Raw genomic sequence first — 22011 nt, forward strand, 5'->3', positions numbered from 1 at the left:
TTATAAATACGATCAATTTACATGTTTTAGCCTGCCTTTAACTTATAATCAGTTGCAAACCGAAAACCTGAGACTAAGCTATTATAGCACACTCCGAACGCAAAGCATCCCCTTACGTCCTGAACAGGACATAGGGGGATGCAGGACAAATCGGGATTACTGAACGCCGCCTACTCGCCAGATGACATTATCTTCATCCTGACCGCTAACCGGCCACCACTTGAAGCCATCCTGCTCCAATAGCTTGTGAGCACCTTCCGGTCCCCATGAGCCTGCAGCATAGGTTTCCAGCGTATCTGGGGTCTGCTGCCATGCCTTGGCGATTCGATCGACGAATCCCCATGCCGTGGCAACCTCATCCCAACGCGTGAAGTACGTCGAATCACCCTCAATCGCATCCATCAGCAATCGTTCATAAGCCTCCGGTGAGTTGATACCCACCATACAGCTTTGGCAAAAATCCATAGCCAGCGGTTCAATATCTGATTCGGAACCAGGTTTCTTGGCATTAATTTTAATGTAAATGCCCTCCATTGGATTGACCCGAATCACGAGCAAGTTCGGTTCTAGCTTATGCTTTTGACCGAGATACACGTTCGTTGGCATGCTCTTAAATTCCACAACAATCTCCGTTGTTTTTACAGGGAGACGTTTGCCCGTACGAATATAGAACGGTACGCCAGCCCAACGGAAATTATCAACAAACACGCGTGAAGCAAAATAAGTCTCTGTGTTCGACTGTGGATCTACCTTGTCTTCTTGGCGATACCCCGTCAACTGCTGGCCGCGATAACTGCCTTCGGTGTATTGGCCACGTACCACATTGGTTTTCACATCCTCAGACGTTTCAAAAGGGCGCAGCGAACGCAGCACTTTTACCTTTTCATCACGGATATCCTCAGGCAACAAACGACTAGGTGGTTCCATCGCAATCATCGTTAGCATTTGCAACATATGGTTCTGTCCCATATCCCGCAAGGCGCCGGAATGATCGTAGTAACCTCCGCGTTCCTCCACCCCTACCGTTTCACTAAGCGTAATTTGCACATTGGCAATATGCTTATTATTCCACAGTGGTTCAAAGAAGGCGTTCGCGAAGCGGATCACCTCAATATTTTGTACCATTTCCTTACCAAGATAGTGATCAATCCGATAAATTTCTTCTTCGGCAAATACTTCTCGTATTTCAACGTTCAATTCTTGTGCAGATTCGAGGTTATAACCGAATGGCTTCTCAATTACTAGGCGATTCCAGCCTTTTCCATCCATCATGCCGCCATCTTTCAAGCTCTTCGACACGCTTCCGAATAATTCAGGAGCCAAGGCCAAATAAAACAACCGATTTCCCGGTATGTTAAACTTGCTTTCTATAGACTCCGTCTGCTGTCTCAGCTCATGGAACCCTTCGACATTGTTGATATCCAGCGATTTATATTCAAAATGCTCGGCAAATGCCTGCCATTCTTGATCATTTTCTGCTTTGTAGCGACTAAACTCCTGTATGGAAGCATACAGGTCATTACGGAATTCTTCCTCTGTGCGCGGACGCCTTGCTACACCAATAACGGCAAAATCTTCAGCAAGCTTGCCTTCGCGGTACAAGCTGTAAATAGCAGGAAAAAGCTTGCGACGAGCCAAATCGCCCGTAGCGCCAAAAATAAACAGAACTGCGCCTTGCGTCACAACAGATTCTTTAGCAGGTATGTCAGCCATGAAGTACCTCATTCTTCCCATGTCAAGATTCCGCAATCCACAATCCCCGAAATCCGCATGTAGTATTGTGTATATTTATACAAGATCATACTTGATTTTCGAAAAACATGGAACTAAAGATTTGATGATATTTTATCATATCCTACATGGATAAGCTATCCGATGAATCATAAATTTACCTTATAAGTCAGTATTCAATCGTGATGAGCGGGAAACCGAGCGTTATACGTGTATTCTGCTGCTCCCTATCTTCATGTACAGCCATCTGCATCTGGACCTGATGCTCACCGCTTTGAATCATTAACGGCAGCTCTGGAGCTTCATAGGATATAGCCACAGTAGTCGCATCCGTATATCTTTCTTTGGCCTGCATGGAGATGTTCTCTGCTAAGCTCGCCTCTGTCAGTTTCAACAGTTGATCTTTGGATGCCTTTGTATGCAGCGAACGCTGAAGGGCTGTGTTCCACTGCGCTTGAATCCCCATAGATTTTAATTGCTCAGCACAAAGCTTATGAAGCTGAATCAACCGCTCACGTCCTGCATTATTACTCTCCAGTTGAACAACTACATACCATTGTCCAGTTTGACGTTCCATCACATTTAAGCGGATTCTTAGATCCTCACTATGACGAACAGAACGATAAACCGTGTGTCCATTTTCTACGAGTTTGTTTACTGTGGGTATATTCAGCTGATCGGCTATCTGTGCCGCCACATCTGCCGGCTCTTCATGGTTAGAAATCCAATCGCCTTGCCACTTCACAACTAGCTTATCCAACGTACCCGGGGCCTGGTCCGAGATGTTTAACAATGAACGTAAAGCCGTTTCTGCTTCGCGGGAATCATATCGGTTTGTCTGAAGGGTTCCGTAGCGCCAGCCAGCCAGTACCAGCACCGTTCCTAATACCAAAATTGCAATAATCCCTTTTTTAATCAGCTCTGCTTTTAACATTATCGTTCCCCCCCGCTCCACAACCATCCGATTCCCACACCTACGCTCTGTTTACTTTCTTTTTCGGCTGGTTTGAAATCTATGAATCTATCAATAGCATTCCCGTTGTCAAAGGTTTTATACACACAGCTACGGCAAAGCCCTTATAAAATATTCATCTGCCTACTGGGTGTTCGACCATACATCGTAGGCACCGTAAGAATAGACTATGATCACAATGCATCTTACACCAAAAGAGGTGAAATCATGTTTCCGATTTATCCTGTAAATGAAGCCAATGTGGCACCTCATGGTGGACGTCTGGTCTGTGCCGTTATGCGTGATGGTACACGACACATCGGCATCTTAAGTGGGTGTAGCAAAGGCAAGCTGATGTTGAACGGATATCCACCCTCCTTTCCTGGCAGTCTCTACGCCGGGAGCTACAGTAACAAAGGAAAACAATCCCCAAAAAAGAATTCCTCTAAAAAGAAAAAAAGGAATCCTAAAAACAAAGCTCGTACCTCTGCCAAACTAAATGCCTTAATTAAGCCGCCTAACGAACCTCTGAGTCCATCCTTTCCTTATGACACAGGCGGATTTGCTGGAAATGGCTATAGTAGTTATGGAAATGGCAGAGCAGGCTATCGCGGTGGGTACGGCGGATATGGATACGGGGCAGGGCTTGCACTAGATCTGGCTTTAATCGCCTTTTTATTCCTCCTGATCTAAACACCTTGTTATGTAACACAAAAAACCGGAGGACTATTGTCGTCTCCGGTTTTTTGTATTCGTTTATTCTACATTCTACTCTGCTAATCCGTTCTTATAGGCATAGATCGCCGCCTGTGTACGGTCTTCCACTCCTAATTTAGCGAGAAGGTTCGTGACATGGAATTTTACCGTCTTAATCCCGATAATCAGCTCATCTGCGATATCCTGATTAGACTTCCCTTGTGCCAACAGGCGAAGCACCTCCATCTCACGATCAGTCAGTTCCGTATGCGCGGGTGCCTCAGCCTGTGGCTGGCGAAATCGATTCATCATCTTGGAGGCCACCTGTGACTCTAGTACGGACTGTCCGCGTGCAGCTGCACGGATCGCATCCGCTATCTCGGAAGCACGAGACGTTTTGAGCAAATAGCTGAATGCCCCTGCCTCAATGACCGGATACATTTTCTCATCGTCCAAATAACTCGTCAGCACAATCACCTTTGTCTCTGGAAGCAGACGAGTTACTTGGCGTGTCGTTTCGATGCCATCCATGCCATCCATGACCAGATCCATCAAAATGACATTTGGCTTGTATTCGGAAGCCAACCGTATGCCTTCTTCTCCGCTTCCGGCCTCGCCGACCACTTCAATACCTTCTTCCGTCCCCAGCACCGCCGCAAGACCAATCCGTACCATTTCATGGTCGTCTACCAGCAGTACGCTAATCGGTAATTCCGTTTCCATGATCATCGTTCCTTCCGCTTTCATCATTAATAACTGGCACGGACACCTCGATCCGTGTTCCTTTTCCTGGTGCCGTTATATATTGAATAGCTCCCCCAATTTCACTGACCCGCTCCTGCATTGTGGATAATCCATATGAAGTCTGCTTTTTCTCATCCAGTTCAAAACCAATACCGTTATCCCGAATCGTCAGCCTGATGGAATCCGGGCGTTGCACGATACGAATTTCCATGCGGGTTGCTTTGGCATGACGCAATGTATTAGACATCGCTTCCTGAACAATACGAAACAAGTGGTTCTCAATGCCTTTAACCAACTGTACTCCGCTTTCAATCTCAAAATCAATCTCCATCGGTACCTTTGCCTGCAACTCCTGTACCAAATCACGCAAACCCTGCTCAAGCCGTTTTCCTTCCAGATAGACAGGCCGCAGATGAAGTAGTAACGCCCGCATTTCGGATTGTGCCACGGAAGACATTTCTTCAATTAGCGCAACTTGACGCTGCGCTTTATCAAAATCCTTATCCAGCGTCCTCCCCACAGCCGTCGCCGTCATTGAAATAGCAAATAATTGCTGTGATACAGCGTCATGCAACTCTCTGGCCAGCCGCTGCCGCTCCTCCACAATCGCAGTCATCCGTGCCTGTTCTGCCAACTGAGCATTATCCGTGGATAAGCGTTGTAAAGACGTAACTTGTTCCTGCCATTTACGCCCGATCCGTTCCAGCTGCTCTCCCAGCCTGCCAAGCTCATCATGCCCTAGGGGCGGCAACTCACGTGCAGGAGTTCCCTTTTCCCACATCAGCAACGTCTCTCTCAACATTTCCAATCTGCTTTTAAAGCGGTAGCTCTCATAAAATCCGTACATTGCCCCTGTACCAATTAACACCAGTATAACGGCTCCTGCAACTTTCAATATCATGCCCCAGGTTGGGAACGACTTCACATATCCATATGTATACAGCATATAAAAGACAACTACGCCCACAACAACACACAGGAGGATACCTTCACCCATACTGCGGGTTACCATGTTGGACGTTTTTTTATGATTCATCCCGGCTCCTCCTGATTCAATAAAATCGGACGCGGACATCGCCCGCCAAGTACGAAACGACAAACTTCACTTTATACTCACTCTGCTCAAAATGAGGAGACTTCCAAACCAGTCGATTGAGCATCCCCGCCTCATGATCCCGGTCAAACTGAATCTGTCCGAACAATACGAGCATCTCCACCTCTACACCGTAATTATCCGGTAACGTGATGTCAATGTCACCGAAGATCCCTTGTAGAAATATGACGGACTCACGTTCCTCTGGGAGAGCCAACGTCAGGTCAGCATCCACGTCCCCAACCACATGCCATATGCTTGTGCTGCGCAGACTCCAAGGCACTTCATCCCATTTATGATTGGATATAAAATTGTGCTTGAATATGGAGCTTTGACCTTTATGCAGCTTCCTTGAACGTGAATAAAATACAGCTAATGATGCTAGTGTAACTACCACAAACAGGAACAAATGATCCAGCACTAACAGTCCAGCACCAATCGCGAGCATCGTGTAACCTTTTTTGATTTTGGAATTACGGATCTTATATATTCCGGCCAACATTAGGATCAGTGCAACCACGGAGAGGAACCCAATCCACTGACCGAATAAAATGATAATCCCGATGCCAATTCCTGCCAGTGCCAAGGCTGATTTTTTTCTCTCCATGCTGCACCCCCTTTATGTTTATACAGGACGGAAAAGCCATAGTGGCGCGACATTCCGCCATATGGCTTTCCCGGACCATACAGATTGAGCACGATCATCGACCAATGTCCATTCCATACAGCATATCATAATGTCTTGTTTCCGAGTAGTCAGTCCTTCTTCATATCGACTGGTTTAGCACCTGTCTGAATTTTGGACTTAAGCTGTTGAAGCTGCTCATCCACTTTAAACTGTTTTTCAGCCTCAGCTGGATTAATATATGCTTCTCCTGGAGCTTGACGGTAAGGAGCACGCAGTACGTCAGCTTCAGCTTCCATTTGCATGATTTTTTCTTCCATACGGTGGAAGCCCAATGAAGCAGACCCACTTTCAATCGTGTGCAAACTATTGATTTGAGACATTTGCTTTTTGGCTTTCGCCATTTGAGCACGGGATACCAACTCATTGCGCTTGTTGCGCATTTTATAGAATTCATCTTTCATGTCGTGAAGCTGTTGTACCAATTCTTTTGCTTGAAGCTCAGCTTGTGTATGCAAGTCGCGGTATTCGTCCTGCTTCTGCACAAAATAAATCTTCTCTCCCAACAGCTTGCGCGCTACTTCTTCCTGACCATTTCGTAATGCGGATTCGGCTTGCTTCTCACGCTCATTGGATACACGTACCGCTTCCTCCAAACGCTGTTTCATACGTCGTTCATTCGCCATTTGCTTGGCAACCGTTACCTCAGCCTCGTGAATTTCCGCCTCCATATCGCGCAAATATTGATTCAACATAATAATCGGATCTTCCACTTTATCCAACACTTCATTCACCGATGCTCTTGTCATATCCTTCATTCTTTTAAAGATCCCCATTATTTACGATCTCCCTTCTCGAATTGCTCTACTTTTTTGCGTAACTCTGCCAATTCTTTTTTCATTGCCTTTTTCTCAATATCTTCCATCATGGAATCCAAGTCGTTGTTCTGACCTGTGTTAAATTTGGATGAGTTGCGGGCATCTTGACCAAAAAACGGGTTCGAATTGCCGTATGCGCCGCCCTGATTGTAACCAGTTCCCTGCCCATACTGCGATCTTGTATTGTTACTGCCATAATAGCGCGGGTCCTGTTGATTATAGGGTCCGCTGTCAGGGCCAAATCCTCCATCGAAAGGAGATCTCGGCTCCTTGGAGATAACCAGTGCCGCAATCACATAAATCATAAATGTGGTTCCTGCTGTAATAAAGAAACTGATCACAACCAGAATACGAATCCATGTTGAGTCCATTCCTGTTGCGTCAGAAAGACCGCCACATACACCTGTTATTACTCTATCCCGGCTTGATCTGTAAATTCGGGTCATTATCAATTTACTCCTTCCCGCTGTTGTTCAGCTTGCTTTTCAGTCTCTCCCACTCTTGTTCAAGCAACGATCCACCGCCTTGGGCATCCTGTGCATGGTCGCCCTCACCCCGACGTAAATCACGCAGACTCATCGTTTCTGCTTCCATATCGGCTACCCGGTCTTCCAAGCGGTTGAACATTCGGGGAACATTTCGTCCACCGTATGTACCAGCCCGTTCGTTCATTTGCTGCTGGAGTCTCAACGTCTGTACACGTGCCGCATAATACTGACGCTTGCTGTGTACCGTTTGATATTCTGTCTTTAACGTATCTAGCTGTTGTTCTAGCTCACGTAGTGATTCACGGCTCTGCTCCCACAGTTCTCTATACTGCTCTTCTTTTTCTGCATATAGCATTTTCTCCTGAAGGGCCAGCTTCGCGATATGTTCTTCATCAGCCTTCAAAGCCAGTAGCGCCTGTTCCTCCCGTTTGGTCTGCATGGACAATGCATGATCCAACTGCTGCTTCATCTGTCTTGTGTGCATCGCATACTGTTGATGGAGTTTTTCCGCTTCGGCAATTTCCTGGCGGGTATTATACAAGAACTGGTCAATTAGTTGCACCGGGTCTTGGCTTTGTTCCAAATGCTCATTGAAGGTCGCTACCGTGATATCTCGCATTCTTCGAAAAACACTCATTTGCGTCTGCTCCTTTCACAATTCGTATTGCCATAATTTATCACTTCGTTGCTACAATCTTTTTTCATTCGTCAAACTGCTAAATCAGTAACGTCTTCTGCGGTCACTCAGCAGGGAAACACCAAATATGATCAACCCGATTGCCAGTAGCGGTCCCAGAAGCCAGGACAGTTTGCCAAGCAAAATCAGTACCCCGAGTACAAGTACGATCCAGCCGAAGAGCGCATTTCCTTTTTTCACACCGTAGTAGCCTAGCATGACCATAGCTATCGGAATTAAGTAACCAATCAGATGTCCTAAAAAGTGACCGAAAAACGGAGTAAACTTACCGAGCAGCATAATCGAACCCAACACGATCAGTACAATGGCTAACCCATTCCCTTTGTTAACTCTCATCATCTCTCACCGCCTTTCACTGTGTCTTGCTTATGTTCTTATTGTACGCTGACTTAGCGTTCGACAAAACGGACTCCAGACGGTTTTTGAACCTAGACCTAAGTCGGGGATGAATATAGACCTGCGGCTATCACCCTCTATGCTGTTCTGCTGCACGGGCTATCGAGTGTTGCTCACCCGCTTGCTTGGAGCGTAGTGACAGGACAAGACAAGCCAGTAACGCTATAGCTGCAACCATATAAGGCAGGTTAATATGAACATCGAACAACAGTCCTGCAATTAACGGTCCAATCACATTACCCAAGCTTGTATAGGACGAGTTCATGCCTGCCACAAAGCCTTGCTCATCTCCGGCCTGCCGCGATAGAGAAGTGCTTACTGCTGGACGAAGGATATCCATAGCCAGAAAAATGATAAAGGTCGTCAGCATAATCATCACATACTGTTCAGCAAATAGGGTTAGAAAAATGAAAACGCCCCCAATAGCCAAACAGAGGTGAATTACTTTTTTCTCTCCAAAACGATTAATGATCCATCCAAATATAGTTGCTTGGACAACTGCTCCCATAATGGAGCCTGTCGTTATAATGATGGCAATATCCATTGGTGTAAAACCATATTTATGGTCAACAAACAGTCCAAACACTGTTTCAAAGTTCGCTAACCCAAAAGCAACGACAAATACAATGAGTAAACCCATGAAATATGGAGATTGATATGACTTGGCAAATTGCTGCAAAAGATTTTCTTTTTGACGTGGAAGCTCTCTATTAAATTGTTGCTTTTCCTTGCTTAAAGACTCAGGCAGCACTAACAGAGACAAGATAGCCGCTATTCCCGCAGCTCCTGCTGCCGCAAAGAAGGGAATGCGTATTCCATATGTGGCAAGCAAACCGCCAATCCCTGGTCCTATTATGAAGCCTGTGTTGATCGCTGCATTGATCATTCCCATTCCCTTGCCTCTTTCCTCAAACGAGGTCACGTCAGCTACATAGGCCATAATAGAAGGAGTAAGCAATGCTGCCCCTGCTCCACCCATGATTCGTGCTATGAACAGGGTAGGAATGGAATTTGCCAGTCCAAAAACAAGCTCTGATAACATGAAGATGAACATCCCAGAAACAATCAACTTTTTACGTCCATAACGATCAGACAACTTTCCTGACAATGGTGATAACAAAAGCTGTGTCAACGCAAAAGCTGCAACCATCAGCCCCATCGAGGAACCATTCATCCCTAGCTCACTTATAAACTTAGGTAACACAGGGACAACTAAGCCAATCCCCATGAATGCCAAAAAAATGTTAAGCATCAATAACAGCATTGCTCCTCGATTTCTTGTGAGTATAGACATATTTCCACCCTTCCTTTTCCGTATCTCTTTATTTAATATTAGATAAACTTTATTATTTTTCAAAAACAATTGAAACTAAAATTGTTTTCTTAGTTTTCATATACAAAAATGGCCTCTTCAAATATGCAGCATATTGTTGAGGCTATTTTTTTATTTTTCGACCAATCCGAACAACAGAATATCTACAATAGAATAAGTTGCTTCCTCTACCGTCACACTGTTATCCAGAAAGAAACGCTGATCAAGCGTTAAATTTACAGATTCAATAATAAGCTTCATGATCAGAGCCTCATTTTTGTTCACTATTATTCCTTCTCGAATGCCTTCCTGAATTAATCTTCTAATCGGAGACCAGTCATTTAAATCGGCATGTACCCTTTTCCATTGCTCAGGATAATACTTTTTCATCTGGTCCAATATTCTTAAATCGTAAAACTTATAATACAGAGGCATGACCCTAATCGACTGCTTAATCTTGTCTAACAAAGATAACTCATTATTTTCGATAATTTGCTCAGTTTTACGAATCATATCATCATTAGTACGCTCAATAAGTGTTTCTAAAATAAGCGTCTTAGACGAAAAATGTTCATACAACGTACGCTTACTAATGGCGAGTCTTTTCGCAAGATCATCCATCGTAAATTTCAAACCATTTTCATGAACTTCCTCTACAAAAGCCTCCAAAATTCTTTCCTGCATATTCGTCCTCATTTCTTTCGCGCTCAGTAAACTAGAAAAGTTTTTTCAGTACCATCATCTTACGATAAGATCAAAGCGCTGGTCAAATCCATGTTAACCTTGTTGCCAAAATCATGAATATATAATAAAAAGGATGATAAAATGCCTTTAAGCATTTTATCACCCTTTTGTGTATACCGGCGAGAGGACTCGAACCTCCACGGTTTCCCACTCGATACCGAATACAATCTTGATAATACCTTGTTTAATGAAGGAAAATAAGCGCTGCTCGTCGATTTCGACCCGCAAGGTAATCTGTCGATGTACTTTGGTATTGAGCAGCGGGATCAACTTCCGTAGCTATGGTCTGCGACAGGACTAACTCAGTTGCTCAGTATCAAGGAATTTAGAATACTTGTACAACTTCTTTAATATCATCAATTTCCTCAAGAATTGCGCGCTCAATAGCAACCTTTAACGTAATCGTAGCACTTGGGCAACCATTGCAAGCTCCCAAAAATCTTAATTTTGCTATACCGTTCTCAACTTCGACCAGTTCAGCATCTCCACCGTCACGCAGTAAGAAAGGACGTAGTTTGAGAAGAACTTCCGATACTTCATCGAATAAAACTCCATTTTCATCCATTATGTCAACTCCTCCCATTTTTTATCAACCGTCAATTCAGACCTTTTTTCACCCTAGATCGTCTGAGTGATCCTTTGCTTTTTGCCTAAGAGTGACCTCTTGATCCGAAAGTTCCCTTATAAGCGTATGAATAGAGTCTAAAGGTATCATCACACCACAACTTGCGCTCAATCCTGACAGCATATTGAAGCAGAACTGAAGTTTTCGTATCTCTCGGGTAATTTGAGCTAGTTCTGAATCGTCCGAATTATTTTTCTTCATTACTAGCACCTCTTTAAAGAATGATAAAGGTTTGATCTATTAAATTAATGAATCAACCGATGCTTCCTTCCATCTCAAATTGAATCAACCGATTCATTTCAACGGCATATTCCATTGGCAATTCTTTGGTAAACGGTTCAATAAAGCCCATTACAATCATTTGTGTAGCATCTTGTTCTGTAAGCCCGCGGCTCATTAAGTAAAACAATTGTTCCTCGGACACTTTGGATACTGTTGCCTCGTGCTCCAAAGTAATCTGATCGTTTTTAATTTCATTGTACGGAATCGTATCTGATGTTGACATGTTGTCCAATATCAACGTATCGCACTTAATATTGGACTTGGACCCTGCGGAATCGCGGCTGAAGCTGGACAACCCTCGGTAGTTTACTTTTCCGCCCTGCTTGCTGATGGATTTGGATATAATCGTAGATGTTGTCTCGGGAGCAAGGTGAATTACCTTCGCGCCAGCATCTTGATGCTGATCTTTACCGGCTACGGCAATAGACAGGATGGACCCCTTGGCTCCCCGTCCTTTCAATAATACTGCCGGATACTTCATTGTTACCTTGGAGCCGATGTTGCCGTCCACCCATTCCATTGTGGCATTTTCTTCTGCCACAGCCCTTTGGGTTACCAAGTTGTAGATATTAGGAGCCCAATTCTGAATGGTCGTGTAACGGACACGGGAATCTTTCCGGCAAATAATTTCAATAACTCCACTATGCAGAGAACTGGTACTATAAATAGGTGCTGTACATCCTTCAACATAATGGACAAAGCTGCCCTCTTCGGCAATAATTAATGTCCGCTCGAATTGACCCATATTTTCAGAATTAATACGGAAATAACCTTGTATAGGAACCTCGCACTGAACACCCTTCGGAATGTATACAAAGCTACCGCCTGACCAAACTGCACTATTAAGCGCCGCAAATTTATTGTCGGCAGGAGGGATGATCGTCCCAAAATGTTGCTTAAACACTTCGGGGTATTGCTTTAATGCACTATCCGTATCAAGGAAAATAACGCCCTGATCCTCCAGTTCTTTCCGCATGCTGTGATAAACTACTTCCGACTCATATTGAGCGGATACGCCCGCCAGGAACTTTTGCTCCGCTTCAGGGATTCCCAGCTTGTCAAAGGTTGCTTTGATCTCGGAAGGAACCTCCTCCCAGGTCTTTCCCTGTTTTTCAGAAGGGCGAACGTAATACTGGATGTCATCAAGATTTAGCCCGGTCAAATCCGCTCCCCATTCAGGCATCGGCATTTTGTAGAATTGATTCAAAGCTTTCAACCGAAAATTGAGCATCCACTCCGGCTCTTCCTTGATCCGGGAAATTTCCCGGACAATCTCTTCCGTCAGACCTTTTCCAGATTGAAAAATAGACTGGTGCTTGTCGCGAAACCCATATTTATATTCGCCCATATCTGGTGCTTTTTTAGCCATTAGTATCACTCCTTTTTAACCTTTCAAGATTCATTTTGATTTGCTATGATCTGCCGAGCTTGCTTTCCACTAAATCTTTTAGGCGACTGCGAACACCTTCCAGCGGGATCTCCGAAATGACAGGAGCGAGAAATCCAAAAATAACAAGATGTTCGGCTTCACTCCGTGATATCCCGCGCGACATCAGATAATAGATTTGCTCTGCATTTACTTGCCCCACGGATGCAGCATGACCCGCGGTTACATCATCCTCATCTATCAGCAGGATCGGATTGGCATCGCCGCGAGCTTTAGGACTTAGCATAAGCACGCGTTCTGTTTGCTGACCATCACAATGGGTTGCACCTTTTTCAATCTTTGTAATGCCGTTGATAATGGCCGTAGCTTCTTCAAGCATGACTGCACGCGTAATCATCTGGCTTACCGAGCTTCTGCCAAAATGCTGAGCTTGAGTTGTATAGCTCGATTTTCGATTGCCCGTGCCAATAGCAATCACCTTATTGTCGGAGACCGCCCCGTTGCCTTGTAGCAAAGTCTTGGTATCGCTGGCGGTATAACCATTGTTCATCTCACCGATAATCCATTCCACACCCCCATCAGCAAGAACGACCGCCCGTCGCTGGGTGAAATCTGTTGTAGTTGCAGCAAGCTGATGAACCGAAGCTACTTGCACCTTTGAGCCCGCCCCCGCGAAGACCTCCGTCACACCGTTATGCAATACCTTGACATCATCACCACTTGATACACAATTATCCACATAAGTGATCTTGCTGTTGCTCCCTGCCACAATTAAGACGTGAGGAGCAAAACACACACCGCTTGTATCGTTAAGAAAGATCGCTTGAATAGGTGCTTCAACCTCTACACCGTCTGGGACATATAGAAAAACGCCACCACTCCATAAGGCACTGTGTGCAGCAGATAAACGATGTTCTTCTGGCTTTACTGCCTGAAAGAGATAACGTTGAACCAGCTCCTCATGCTCTTTTGCCGCAGTATGCAGATCCGTTAAAATGACTCCCTGGGCGGCTAAGCTCTCGGACAATTTCGTATACACTACATCCGAGTTGAACTGAACGATTAGTCCACCTTTCACCGGAGAAGCAACCAAACCTCGAACAACCTCCGGCGCTTCCTCCAAACTAGACCACGCATTCTCAGCCTTGTAATCTCCACTTTCGTAGATATCCCATTTTTCGAGATTGATTTTCTCCACTTTAGGCAACTCCAGCGTCCCTGCCAGTTCGAGTGCGTGAACGCGGCGTTCAATCAGCCAACGAGGTTCATCCTTAGCGCTTGACCATGCGCGTAAATCGTCCACATTCATTGAAACTCTAGCTTGTATATCCACGTGCTGTTCCTCCTTTCCGGCTTTTAAGCTTCCCTTACCGTCTCATCCGTAATCCCAAGTTCCTCCTTCACCCAATCGTACCCTTCAGCCTCCAAACGGTGGGCAAGCTCCGGACCGCCAGATTTAACTATCCGGCCTTGCATCATGACATGCACAAAATCCGGGGTAATATAATTCAACAGTCGTTGATAATGGGTGATGATTAAAAAGCCTCTATCCGGGCTGCGCATCTCATTTACGCCATTGGCCACAATACGCAGTGCATCAATATCAAGCCCTGAGTCCACTTCATCCAGGATCACAAACTTGGGTTCAAGTAGCATCATTTGCAAAATCTCATTCCGCTTTTTTTCACCGCCAGAGAATCCCTCATTCAAATAACGATGCACAAATTCCGGGTTCATCTCCAGCCCCTTCATTTTGCTCTCCATTTCACGGATAAAACGGATTAAGGATATCTCATCGCCTTCTTCACGCCGTGCATTGATGGCACTTCTGAGAAAGTCCGAGTTGGTCACGCCAGCAATTTCACTTGGGTATTGCATAGCGAGGAACAAGCCTGCCTGGGCACGCTCATCCACCTCCATCTCCAGAAGGTCTTCATTGTCCAATCTCACCTTACCGCCAGTAACCTCATATTTGGGATGGCCCATTAAAGCTGAAGCCAATGTACTTTTTCCCGTCCCATTAGGCCCCATAATCGCATGAATCTCTCCGCCATGAATCTCCAGTGTGAGCCCTTTTAAAATTTCTTTCCCTTCAATCTTGGATCTTAATTCCTCAATCTTTAATGTCGTCATTTATCGTCAACTTCCCTTCGGAGTATTCTTCGGCACGCGCTACCAAATCACTCATAAATTTTCCAATAGTCTGCAGCTCAACCTCTGAATAGGATTCAATGAATTGGTAAAACCTTTCTTCTTTTTCTTTGTGCAGTTCTTTATGCAAATGATAAACGTGTCTTCCCTTATCCGTTAAACTAAAGTAAATCTCCTTACGATTGCTGTTCAGTTGACTTCTCATAATGAAGCCCATTTCCAGCAGCTTTGCACTAATTTTAGTAATGCTAGCTTTGGACAACCCCATCTTCTCCACAATCCCGGTATGATTTATCGGTTCATAATCACCAATGCAATCAATAACGTGTACACTAGTAATATTGTTGGAGAGCATGTCAATCTGGTACTTTCTGGCCTGTTGCCGAAACGAGTTAAATTCTTGTTCAGTATACAGCTCATTCAGATGTAGCATTTTAATATATTGCTCGTAAAGATGACCTTTAAAATGATTTTGAAACTCCAATTTCCCAATCTCCCCTCTCTTGTAGTAGTTGCAGACCAAGTTCAGTGTCACAATTAGATTATTTTTTGTTCACTAGTGAACAAAATTATATTAACACAATTGATATTGATTATCAATATCAATTGTGTTAAATGTGACGCAATTTTGGAGGCGCTTTTCATGGGTTTGTTGTCATTGTCATCGGCCTCATGCTGTGTTTTGACTAGGGCACGTCCCGGAAATGGTTTTGCCTACCTCTGATCAATTCGGCAGCACCCGGATGGATATGGTAACCGAAGCCAAGTCCAATACCGTTGCCTATGAACGTCATGGTACACCTGCCACAGACCGGGGTCGCTACCGTAAAAAGAGGACAAAGGTGGTGCTTGGCCGAGCTGTTTTAAAGCCGTACCGCAGCGTTTGAGTACGCTATCGTGAGCATGTATGGCAATGAATAATCCGTCAGTTACCTGTGTCTGGATATGTTATGGGCCAAAGAGTATACCAAAAACTGTGGTTTTTGCTGGTGAATCCGAACAGGCGATGCTCCATTCTAGCCAGCACCGATCTGACACTGGAGGCGACCTAGATCATCGAACTTTATACCGCCCGGTTCAAAATCAAATGCACCTTCTGGGCGCTAAAGCAATCCATCGGCGGATTCAGCTACCACTTTTGTAGCAAATCCATTCCGAAGCTCAACCGGTATTTGAAAAAGGATCGGGTTCACCCTCTGGAGTTGTTGGAAGAGGAGAAAGCGCAACGGGACATCCGCCTAACTGTAAAGATAAGAATGGTAAACGATAACCAAAATGGATCCCTACGGGGCTTAAGATAAAAGGAACCAAGAAAAGAGCCTAAATCTTGCTTCAGGAAGCCAGGAAGAATTATCATATGGAAGGACAAGCACTCGCGGTTGAAAACGAAGATATGCTGTAAGAGTAAAAGCGGCTACTCCATCCGGTAATAGCAAAAGGCTGTTCGCAGACTTTATGCTTCAATGGCTAGAGATGATGAAAAACAGTATCGGGCTTATCTCCTATATCTCCTATTCCGACACTGTAAAAGGCCGCGTAGATCCTTTTTCCGAGAGAAAGGGATGTATTTTAACTATAGAGGATTTTCAGACCTTGTATACCCATGAAATGAATGTGCAAGGTGTCAGCGCCAATACCGTTATTCATTACCACGCGAACATTTGCAGAGCCCTTCAGTATGCCGTGAAAATAAAGCTGATTGTGGCGAATCTCCCTGACTTAGTTGAAAGCCCAAAAAAGAACAATTACGTCGTGAGCTTCTACAATGCCGAGGAGCTGAATCAACTCCTCGCAGTAATCCGAGGCGAAAGAATTGAGCTTTCGTTATCCTGGCTGCCTTTTATGGGCTAAGCCGAAGCGAGGTCGTAGGATTAAAATGGTCGGCTATTGATTTATTGAATTGGACTATTAATATTAAACATACCGCCACATCGGGCAATTTGAATGGTAGATATATTGAAATTGAAAAGGACCGAACCAAGAATAAAGCCAGTCGCCGTATACTGCCACTGGTGGACACGTTCTATGAGCTTCTGATTCGTATGAAGGAATAACAGGAATCCTATCGCTTATCTTCTGACAATTCTTATTGTCTTGAATACCTGGAGTATATTTATGTAGATGTATTAGGGGTAAGCATGAAAGAAGTTCAGGAATGGTTAGGCCACAGCGATTATGCAACAACGGCAAATATTTATTCGCATTTCGAATACAACTCAAAGGTGTCTTCAGCTCAAGCAATGAGTGGGGTACTAAAGCTCAAATAAAAAAAGCCCACTAGAGATTATCTCTAATGAACTCTTTTAGTTAATACCGGCGAGAGGACTCGAACCTCCACGGTTTCCCACTCGATTTTGAGTCGAGCGCGTCTGCCATTCCGCCACGCCGGCATATTCAATTATGGAGGCGCCACCCAGATTTGAACTGGGGAATAAAGCTTTTGCAGAGCTTTGCCTTACCACTTGGCTATGGCGCCAGAGTGTAACAAAGCGGACGACGGGAATCGAACCCGCGACCCTCGCCTTGGCAAGGCGATGCTCTACCGCTGAGCCACGTCCGCATAAAGATGGCTGGGGATATAGGATTTGAACCTATGCATGACGGAGTCAAAGTCCGTTGCCTTACCGCTTGGCTAATCCCCAATAAGTAAAGGGCGGCCGATGGGGCTTGAACCCACGAATGCCGGAGTCACAGTCCGGTGCGTTAACCACTTCGCCACGACCGCCGCAAGTAATGAATAATTGGCAGGGGCAGCAGGAATTGAACCCACACCAACGGTTTTGGAGACCGTTGTTCTACCTTTAAACTATGCCCCTATAAAACTGGTGGAGGATGATGGATTCGAACCACCGAACCCGTAAGGGAGCAGATTTACAGTCTGATGCGTTTGGCCACTTCGCTAATCCTCCAAAAATGGTGCCGGCGAGAGGACTTGAACCCCCAACCTACTGATTACAAGTCAGTTGCTCTACCAGTTGAGCTACACCGGCACATAAAATATTCAATTAAAAGTGGCTCGGGACGGAATCGAACCGCCGACACGAGGATTTTCAGTCCTCTGCTCTACCGACTGAGCTACCGAGCCTTATTATAAGGCTCTTCATTAAACGTTGTATTACTAATGGCGGAACTGACGGGATTCGAACCCGCGATCTCCTGCGTGACAGGCAGGCATGTTAGGCCTCTACACCACAGTTCCATAATAAATTTTAATTGGTTGCGGGGGCAGGATTTGAACCTGCGACCTTCGGGTTATGAGCCCGACGAGCTACCGAACTGCTCCACCCCGCGACAATAATAAATATTTAATTTTCAAATGGTGGAGGCTGAGGGGCTCGAACCCCCGACCCTCTGCTTGTAAGGCAGATGCTCTCCCAGCTGAGCTAAGCCTCCACAATTAAGCACTTCTCATATTATACCATAATGAACTTTTTATTGCAAGTTCTTTTATGATATTTTTATGACCCGTAGGGGATTCGAACCCCTGTTACCTCCGTGAAAGGGAGGTGTCTTAACCCCTTGACCAACGGGCCATGCAATAAAATAATTATGGCGGAGAGAGAGGGATTCGAACCCTCGAGACGCTTTTGGCGCCTACACGATTTCCAATCGTGCTCCTTCGGCCAACTCGGACACCTCTCCATATGGCTCCCCGAACAGGACTCGAACCTGTGACAACTCGATTAACAGTCGAGTGCTCTACCAACTGAGCTATCAGGGAATATTAAGCAATTGTTTCAAGGTTACACCCTGAAAACTGGATCCGAAACTCATTTGCGTTTTATTTTTAGGATAAGCCCTCGACCGATTAGTATTGGTCAGCTCCATGCATTACTGCACTTCCACCCCCAACCTATCTACCTCGTCGTCTTCAAGGGGTCTTACTAATTGGGAAATCTCATCTTGAGGGGGGCTTCACGCTTAGATGCTTTCAGCGCTTATCCCTTCCGTACATAGCTACCCAGCGGTGCTCCTGGCGGAACAACTGGTACACCAGCGGTACGTCCATCCCGGTCCTCTCGTACTAAGGACAGCTCCTCTCAAATTTCCTACGCCCACGACAGATAGGGACCGAACTGTCTCACGACGTTCTGAACCCAGCTCGCGTACCGCTTTAATGGGCGAACAGCCCAACCCTTGGGACCTACTTCAGCCCCAGGATGCGATGAGCCGACATCGAGGTGCCAAACCTCCCCGTCGATGTGGACTCTTGGGGGAGATAAGCCTGTTATCCCCAGGGTAGCTTTTATCCGTTGAGCGATGGCCCTTCCATGCGGTACCACCGGATCACTAAGCCCGACTTTCGTCCCTGCTCGACTTGTAGGTCTCGCAGTCAAGCTCCCTTCTGCCTTTGCACTCTTCGAATGATTTCCAACCATTCTGAGGGAACCTTGGGGCGCCTCCGTTACTCTTTAGGAGGCGACCGCCCCAGTCAAACTGCCCACCTGACACTGTCCTCGCACCGGATCACGGTACCAAGTTAGAACCTAGATACGATCAGGGTGGTATCCCAAGGATGCCTCCTCTCAAGCTGGCGCTCAAGATTCAACGGCTCCCACCTATCCTGTACAGATCGTACCCAAATTCAATATCAAGCTGCAGTAAAGCTCCATGGGGTCTTTCCGTCTTGTCGCGGGTAACCTGCATCTTCACAGGTATTAAAATTTCACCGGATCTCTCGTTGAGACAGCGCCCAAGTCGTTACGCCATTCGTGCGGGTCAGAATTTACCTGACAAGGAATTTCGCTACCTTAGGACCGTTATAGTTACGGCCGCCGTTTACTGGGGCTTCGGTTCATAGCTTCGCCCGAAGGCTTACCACTCCCCTTAACCTTCCAGCACCGGGCAGGCGTCAGCCCGTATACTTCGCCTTGCGGCTTCGCACAGACCTGTGTTTTTGCTAAACAGTCGCTTGGGCCTTTTCACTGCGGCCCCCTCGGGCTATTCACCCTACCGAGGCACCCCTTCTCCCGAAGTTACGGGGTCATTTTGCCGAGTTCCTTAACGAGAGTTCTTCCGCGCGCCTTAGAATTCTCTTCTCGCCTACCTGTGTCGGTTTGCGGTACGGGCACCTTCTCCTGGCTAGAGGCTTTTCTTGGCAGTCTGAGATCATGACCTTCGCTACTACAATTTTCGCTCCCCATCACAGCCCAGCCTTACGATGTGCGGATTTGCCTACACACCAGCCTCACTGCTTAGACGGACATCCATCAGTCCGCGTCACTACCCTACTGCGTCACCCCATCGCTCATAACGGATTACGGTGGTACAGGAATTTCGACCTGTTGTCCTTCGACTACGCCTATCGGCCTCGCCTTAGGTCCCGACTTACCCTGAGCGGACGAACCTTCCTCAGGAACCCTTAGGCTTTCGGCGGATCTGATTCTCACAGATCTTTTCGTTACTCATACCGGCATTCTCACTTGAATGCAGTCCAGCGCTCCTTACGGTACACCTTCAACCCGCATTCAACGCTCCCCTACCCCTGATGCAAGCATCAAGCCATAGCTTCGGTGGTGTGTTTAGCCCCGTTACATTTTCGGCGCAGAGTCACTCGACCAGTGAGCTATTACGCACTCTTTCAATGGTGGCTGCTTCTAAGCCAACATCCTGGTTGTCTGTGCAACTCCACATCCTTTCCCACTTAACACACACTTGGGGACCTTAGCTGATGGTCTGGGCTGTTTCCCTTTCGACAATGGATCTTAGCACTCACTGTCTGACTCCCGGAACTAAATCTATGGCATTCGGAGTTTGACTGAGCTTGGTAACCCTTGCGGGCCCCGCACCCAATCAGTGCTCTACCTCCACGATTCTTTTTTCCGAGGCTAGCCCTAAAGCTATTTCGGGGAGAACCAGCTATCTCCGGGTTCGATTGGAATTTCTCCGCTACCCCCACCTCATCCCCGCATTTTTCAACATGCGTGGGTTCGGGCCTCCAGTGCGTGTTACCGCACCTTCACCCTGGACAGGGGTAGATCACCCGGTTTCGGGTCTACGTCCACGTACTCATTCGCCCTATTCAGACTCGCTTTCGCTGCGGCTTCAGCTCTTCACCTTAACCTTGCACGGGAACGTAACTCGCCGGTTCATTCTACAAAAGGCACGCCATCACCCATAGATCGGGCTCTGACTTCTTGTAAGCACACGGTTTCAGGATCTATTTCACTCCCCTTCCGGGGTGCTTTTCACCTTTCCCTCACGGTACTGCTTCACTATCGGTCGCCAGGGAGTATTTAGCCTTGGCAGATGGTCCTGCCGGATTCATACGGGGTTTCACGTGCCCCGCACTACTCGGGATCCGTCTCGGAGAGAACAAGTTTTGAACTACAGGGCTTTTACCTTCTCTGGCGGGCCTTTCCAGACCTCTTCATCTAACCGGTTCCTTTGTAACTCCATGTGAGACGTCCCACAACCCCAAGGAGCAAGCTCCTTGGTTTGGGCTAATCCGCGTTCGCTCGCCGCTACTGACGGAATCACTATTGTTTTCTCTTCCTCAGGGTACTTAGATGTTTCAGTTCCCCTGGTCTGCCTCTATTCTGCCTATGTATTCAGCAGAAAGTGACTGTCGATGAAGACAGCCGGGTTTCCCCATTCGGACATCCCCGGATCAAAGCTTGCTTACAGCTCCCCGAGGCCTTATCGTTGTTCGCCACGTCCTTCGTCGGCTCCTGGCGCCTAGGCATCCTCCGTGTGCTCTTTGTAGCTTAACCTAGACTTTTCTTTCAAAGAAAGAAAATGTCGATGTTCGATAAAGAATGATTTTTGCCAAAGGCAAAAGATCTTTCCTTACCTGCTACCTTTATTTCACTTGTTTACACAAGATCAGCTTAAAGGAATATTCTAAAACGCAATTTCGTTTCGGTATCCAGTTTTCAAGGTGCAATTCGCTTCTTCGAAGCGAAACCCGATGAATATTTCGATTCCACACGGATGTGTGAATGAAACATTCGTCAAAGCTTGAGAGTTTGAGCTCTCAAAACTGAGCAACGAGTGAGTAAGTTAAGGATATTCATTTCATTCACACGAACGTGATGAACCGAATTGAATATCCGGTCGCAGGTACATGTACCTGCTGATTTGAATGTTTCCGTTGCAGGAAACGATTCTCCATAGAAAGGAGGTGATCCAGCCGCACCTTCCGATACGGCTACCTTGTTACGACTTCACCCCAATCATCTACCCCACCTTCGGCGGCTGGCTCCCTTGC

The 22011-nt window shown here is 46.1% G+C and carries 21 protein-coding genes, 15 tRNA genes and 2 rRNA genes (1 of these 38 running past the window's edge); 5 read left to right on the forward strand and 33 right to left on the reverse strand.

Annotated elements, in window-relative coordinates; translation table 11 throughout:
* Positions 1 to 156 precede the first annotated feature (156 nt).
* Together zwf and ACUUJN_RS21785 are read right to left on the reverse strand one after the other, a co-directional pair.
* A complete protein-coding gene (zwf, locus tag ACUUJN_RS21780) occupies positions 157 to 1713 on the reverse strand; it encodes a glucose-6-phosphate dehydrogenase (RefSeq protein WP_484668922.1) in 1557 nt (518 codons plus the stop codon).
* Between the two features lie 187 nt (positions 1714 to 1900).
* Positions 1901 to 2665: a YwmB family TATA-box binding protein gene (locus ACUUJN_RS21785; protein WP_484668923.1), complete on the reverse strand. Its 765-nt coding sequence runs from the start codon at positions 2663 to 2665 to the stop codon at positions 1901 to 1903.
* Positions 2666 to 2911: 246 nt separating this feature from the next.
* Here ACUUJN_RS21785 and ACUUJN_RS21790 point away from each other — a divergent pair, with 246 nt between their 5' ends.
* The gene (locus tag ACUUJN_RS21790; RefSeq protein WP_484668924.1) at positions 2912 to 3376 is read left to right on the forward strand and encodes a hypothetical protein; all 465 of its coding nucleotides are present in this window, start codon (positions 2912 to 2914) and stop codon (positions 3374 to 3376) included.
* 75 nt (positions 3377 to 3451) lie between these two features.
* Here ACUUJN_RS21790 and ACUUJN_RS21795 read toward each other — a convergent pair whose 3' ends face one another.
* From ACUUJN_RS21795 to ACUUJN_RS21860, 14 genes are all read right to left on the reverse strand, one after another.
* Positions 3452 to 4102 (reverse strand): response regulator, encoded by a 651-nt coding sequence (locus ACUUJN_RS21795; RefSeq protein ID WP_013372995.1) that lies wholly within the window; start codon positions 4100 to 4102, stop codon positions 3452 to 3454.
* A complete protein-coding gene (locus ACUUJN_RS21800) occupies positions 4080 to 5159 on the reverse strand; it encodes a sensor histidine kinase (RefSeq protein WP_023990236.1) in 1080 nt (359 codons plus the stop codon). The genes ACUUJN_RS21795 and ACUUJN_RS21800 overlap by 23 nt, the downstream gene beginning before the upstream one ends.
* 16 nt (positions 5160 to 5175) lie before the next feature.
* Positions 5176 to 5823, reverse strand: coding sequence for a cell wall-active antibiotics response protein LiaF (gene liaF / locus ACUUJN_RS21805; RefSeq protein ID WP_023990237.1), 648 nt, complete (start codon positions 5821 to 5823; stop codon positions 5176 to 5178).
* Positions 5824 to 5972: 149 nt separating this feature from the next.
* The gene (locus ACUUJN_RS21810; RefSeq protein WP_023990238.1) at positions 5973 to 6677 is read right to left on the reverse strand and encodes a PspA/IM30 family protein; all 705 of its coding nucleotides are present in this window, start codon (positions 6675 to 6677) and stop codon (positions 5973 to 5975) included.
* Positions 6677 to 7165 (reverse strand): PspC domain-containing protein, encoded by a 489-nt coding sequence (locus tag ACUUJN_RS21815; protein ID WP_023990239.1) that lies wholly within the window; start codon positions 7163 to 7165, stop codon positions 6677 to 6679. Before ACUUJN_RS21815 ends, ACUUJN_RS21810 begins: the two co-directional genes overlap by 1 nt.
* Before the next feature lie 7 nt (positions 7166 to 7172).
* Positions 7173 to 7844 carry a PspA/IM30 family protein gene (locus tag ACUUJN_RS21820; RefSeq protein WP_484668925.1) on the reverse strand — a complete coding sequence of 224 codons (672 nt, stop codon included), beginning with the start codon at positions 7842 to 7844 and terminating at the stop codon, positions 7173 to 7175.
* Between the two features lie 84 nt (positions 7845 to 7928).
* Positions 7929 to 8240: a LiaF transmembrane domain-containing protein gene (locus tag ACUUJN_RS21825; protein WP_013311898.1), complete on the reverse strand. Its 312-nt coding sequence runs from the start codon at positions 8238 to 8240 to the stop codon at positions 7929 to 7931.
* 130 nt (positions 8241 to 8370) lie between these two features.
* Complete coding sequence (locus ACUUJN_RS21830; protein ID WP_023990241.1) at positions 8371 to 9594, reverse strand: MFS transporter; 1224 nt, start codon at positions 9592 to 9594, stop codon at positions 8371 to 8373.
* A 150-nt stretch (positions 9595 to 9744) separates the two neighbouring features.
* Complete coding sequence (locus tag ACUUJN_RS21835; RefSeq protein WP_340959610.1) at positions 9745 to 10296, reverse strand: TetR/AcrR family transcriptional regulator; 552 nt, start codon at positions 10294 to 10296, stop codon at positions 9745 to 9747.
* Between the two features lie 385 nt (positions 10297 to 10681).
* A complete protein-coding gene (locus ACUUJN_RS21840; RefSeq protein WP_013373004.1) occupies positions 10682 to 10921 on the reverse strand; it encodes a NifU family protein in 240 nt (79 codons plus the stop codon).
* A gap of 313 nt (positions 10922 to 11234) precedes the next feature.
* A complete protein-coding gene (gene sufB, locus ACUUJN_RS21845; RefSeq protein ID WP_023990245.1) occupies positions 11235 to 12632 on the reverse strand; it encodes a Fe-S cluster assembly protein SufB in 1398 nt (465 codons plus the stop codon).
* Positions 12633 to 12675: 43 nt separating this feature from the next.
* Positions 12676 to 13983 (reverse strand): Fe-S cluster assembly protein SufD, encoded by a 1308-nt coding sequence (sufD, locus tag ACUUJN_RS21850; RefSeq protein WP_371263099.1) that lies wholly within the window; start codon positions 13981 to 13983, stop codon positions 12676 to 12678.
* 23 nt (positions 13984 to 14006) lie between these two features.
* A complete protein-coding gene (gene sufC, locus ACUUJN_RS21855; protein WP_484668926.1) occupies positions 14007 to 14783 on the reverse strand; it encodes a Fe-S cluster assembly ATPase SufC in 777 nt (258 codons plus the stop codon).
* On the reverse strand, positions 14764 to 15285 hold the full coding sequence (locus tag ACUUJN_RS21860; RefSeq protein ID WP_264454545.1) for a MarR family transcriptional regulator: 522 nt from the start codon (positions 15283 to 15285) through the stop codon (positions 14764 to 14766). The genes sufC and ACUUJN_RS21860 overlap by 20 nt, the downstream gene beginning before the upstream one ends.
* A 220-nt stretch (positions 15286 to 15505) precedes the next feature.
* Between ACUUJN_RS21860 and ACUUJN_RS21865 the strand changes: the two genes are divergently transcribed.
* From ACUUJN_RS21865 to ACUUJN_RS21880, 4 genes are all read left to right on the forward strand, one after another.
* Positions 15506 to 15688, forward strand: a complete 183-nt coding sequence (locus ACUUJN_RS21865) for a hypothetical protein (RefSeq protein ID WP_023990249.1) — start codon at positions 15506 to 15508, stop codon at positions 15686 to 15688.
* A 586-nt stretch (positions 15689 to 16274) separates the two neighbouring features.
* A complete protein-coding gene (locus tag ACUUJN_RS21870) occupies positions 16275 to 16652 on the forward strand; it encodes a carbonic anhydrase (protein ID WP_256026372.1) in 378 nt (125 codons plus the stop codon).
* Positions 16653 to 16696: 44 nt separating this feature from the next.
* A complete protein-coding gene (locus ACUUJN_RS21875; protein WP_235308384.1) occupies positions 16697 to 16855 on the forward strand; it encodes a site-specific integrase in 159 nt (52 codons plus the stop codon).
* A gap of 84 nt (positions 16856 to 16939) precedes the next feature.
* Positions 16940 to 17068, forward strand: coding sequence for a recombinase (locus tag ACUUJN_RS21880; protein ID WP_143109565.1), 129 nt, complete (start codon positions 16940 to 16942; stop codon positions 17066 to 17068).
* 44 nt (positions 17069 to 17112) lie between these two features.
* Here the strand turns inward: ACUUJN_RS21880 and ACUUJN_RS21885 are convergent.
* The 17 genes from ACUUJN_RS21885 to ACUUJN_RS21965 form a co-directional block, all read right to left on the reverse strand.
* Positions 17113 to 17191 (reverse strand) — tRNA-Leu (locus tag ACUUJN_RS21885).
* A gap of 11 nt (positions 17192 to 17202) precedes the next feature.
* Positions 17203 to 17277: transfer RNA gene (locus tag ACUUJN_RS21890), tRNA-Cys, on the reverse strand.
* A 12-nt stretch (positions 17278 to 17289) separates the two neighbouring features.
* Positions 17290 to 17361, reverse strand: a tRNA-Gly gene (locus ACUUJN_RS21895).
* Positions 17362 to 17368: 7 nt separating this feature from the next.
* Positions 17369 to 17443: transfer RNA gene (locus tag ACUUJN_RS21900), tRNA-Gln, on the reverse strand.
* A gap of 10 nt (positions 17444 to 17453) precedes the next feature.
* A tRNA-His gene (locus ACUUJN_RS21905) sits at positions 17454 to 17526 on the reverse strand.
* Between the two features lie 17 nt (positions 17527 to 17543).
* Positions 17544 to 17617: transfer RNA gene (locus tag ACUUJN_RS21910), tRNA-Trp, on the reverse strand.
* Between the two features lie 7 nt (positions 17618 to 17624).
* Positions 17625 to 17710 (reverse strand) — tRNA-Tyr (locus ACUUJN_RS21915).
* Between the two features lie 5 nt (positions 17711 to 17715).
* Positions 17716 to 17791 (reverse strand) — tRNA-Thr (locus ACUUJN_RS21920).
* A gap of 22 nt (positions 17792 to 17813) precedes the next feature.
* Positions 17814 to 17886, reverse strand: a tRNA-Phe gene (locus tag ACUUJN_RS21925).
* Between the two features lie 37 nt (positions 17887 to 17923).
* Positions 17924 to 18000 (reverse strand) — tRNA-Asp (locus ACUUJN_RS21930).
* 15 nt (positions 18001 to 18015) lie between these two features.
* Positions 18016 to 18092 (reverse strand) — tRNA-Met (locus ACUUJN_RS21935).
* Between the two features lie 26 nt (positions 18093 to 18118).
* Positions 18119 to 18194: transfer RNA gene (locus ACUUJN_RS21940), tRNA-Val, on the reverse strand.
* 68 nt (positions 18195 to 18262) lie between these two features.
* Positions 18263 to 18334: transfer RNA gene (locus ACUUJN_RS21945), tRNA-Glu, on the reverse strand.
* Between the two features lie 17 nt (positions 18335 to 18351).
* Positions 18352 to 18443 (reverse strand) — tRNA-Ser (locus ACUUJN_RS21950).
* Positions 18444 to 18446: 3 nt separating this feature from the next.
* Positions 18447 to 18522 (reverse strand) — tRNA-Asn (locus ACUUJN_RS21955).
* Positions 18523 to 18589: 67 nt separating this feature from the next.
* Positions 18590 to 21514 (reverse strand): 23S ribosomal RNA (locus tag ACUUJN_RS21960).
* Between the two features lie 403 nt (positions 21515 to 21917).
* A 16S ribosomal RNA gene (locus ACUUJN_RS21965) occupies positions 21918 to 22011 on the reverse strand; it runs 1462 nt beyond the window's last position.
* Together the 16S and 23S rRNA genes with 15 tRNA genes alongside form the textbook arrangement of a ribosomal RNA operon.

The sequence above is a fragment of the Paenibacillus sp. LRG-1 genome, assembly GCF_057220305.1.

Coding starts and splice junctions, on each gene's coding strand:
- ACUUJN_RS21800 (WP_023990236.1), bottom strand. CDS start 5,159: ATGAATCATAAAAAAACGTCCAACATGGTAACCCGCAGTATGGGTGAA.
- ACUUJN_RS21825 (WP_013311898.1), bottom strand. CDS start 8,240: ATGAGAGTTAACAAAGGGAATGGGTTAGCCATTGTACTGATCGTGTTG.
- liaF (WP_023990237.1), bottom strand. CDS start 5,823: ATGGAGAGAAAAAAATCAGCCTTGGCACTGGCAGGAATTGGCATCGGG.
- ACUUJN_RS21840 (WP_013373004.1), bottom strand. CDS start 10,921: ATGGATGAAAATGGAGTTTTATTCGATGAAGTATCGGAAGTTCTTCTC.
- ACUUJN_RS21830 (WP_023990241.1), bottom strand. CDS start 9,594: ATGTCTATACTCACAAGAAATCGAGGAGCAATGCTGTTATTGATGCTT.
- ACUUJN_RS21785 (WP_484668923.1), bottom strand. CDS start 2,665: ATGTTAAAAGCAGAGCTGATTAAAAAAGGGATTATTGCAATTTTGGTA.
- ACUUJN_RS21795 (WP_013372995.1), bottom strand. CDS start 4,102: ATGGAAACGGAATTACCGATTAGCGTACTGCTGGTAGACGACCATGAA.
- sufC (WP_484668926.1), bottom strand. CDS start 14,783: ATGACGACATTAAAGATTGAGGAATTAAGATCCAAGATTGAAGGGAAA.
- sufB (WP_023990245.1), bottom strand. CDS start 12,632: ATGGCTAAAAAAGCACCAGATATGGGCGAATATAAATATGGGTTTCGC.
- ACUUJN_RS21810 (WP_023990238.1), bottom strand. CDS start 6,677: ATGGGGATCTTTAAAAGAATGAAGGATATGACAAGAGCATCGGTGAAT.
- ACUUJN_RS21865 (WP_023990249.1), top strand. CDS start 15,506: ATGGTTTTGCCTACCTCTGATCAATTCGGCAGCACCCGGATGGATATG.
- ACUUJN_RS21870 (WP_256026372.1), top strand. CDS start 16,275: ATGATGAAAAACAGTATCGGGCTTATCTCCTATATCTCCTATTCCGAC.
- ACUUJN_RS21835 (WP_340959610.1), bottom strand. CDS start 10,296: ATGCAGGAAAGAATTTTGGAGGCTTTTGTAGAGGAAGTTCATGAAAAT.
- ACUUJN_RS21880 (WP_143109565.1), top strand. CDS start 16,940: ATGAAAGAAGTTCAGGAATGGTTAGGCCACAGCGATTATGCAACAACG.
- ACUUJN_RS21790 (WP_484668924.1), top strand. CDS start 2,912: ATGTTTCCGATTTATCCTGTAAATGAAGCCAATGTGGCACCTCATGGT.
- ACUUJN_RS21815 (WP_023990239.1), bottom strand. CDS start 7,165: ATGACCCGAATTTACAGATCAAGCCGGGATAGAGTAATAACAGGTGTA.
- zwf (WP_484668922.1), bottom strand. CDS start 1,713: ATGGCTGACATACCTGCTAAAGAATCTGTTGTGACGCAAGGCGCAGTT.
- ACUUJN_RS21820 (WP_484668925.1), bottom strand. CDS start 7,844: ATGAGTGTTTTTCGAAGAATGCGAGATATCACGGTAGCGACCTTCAAT.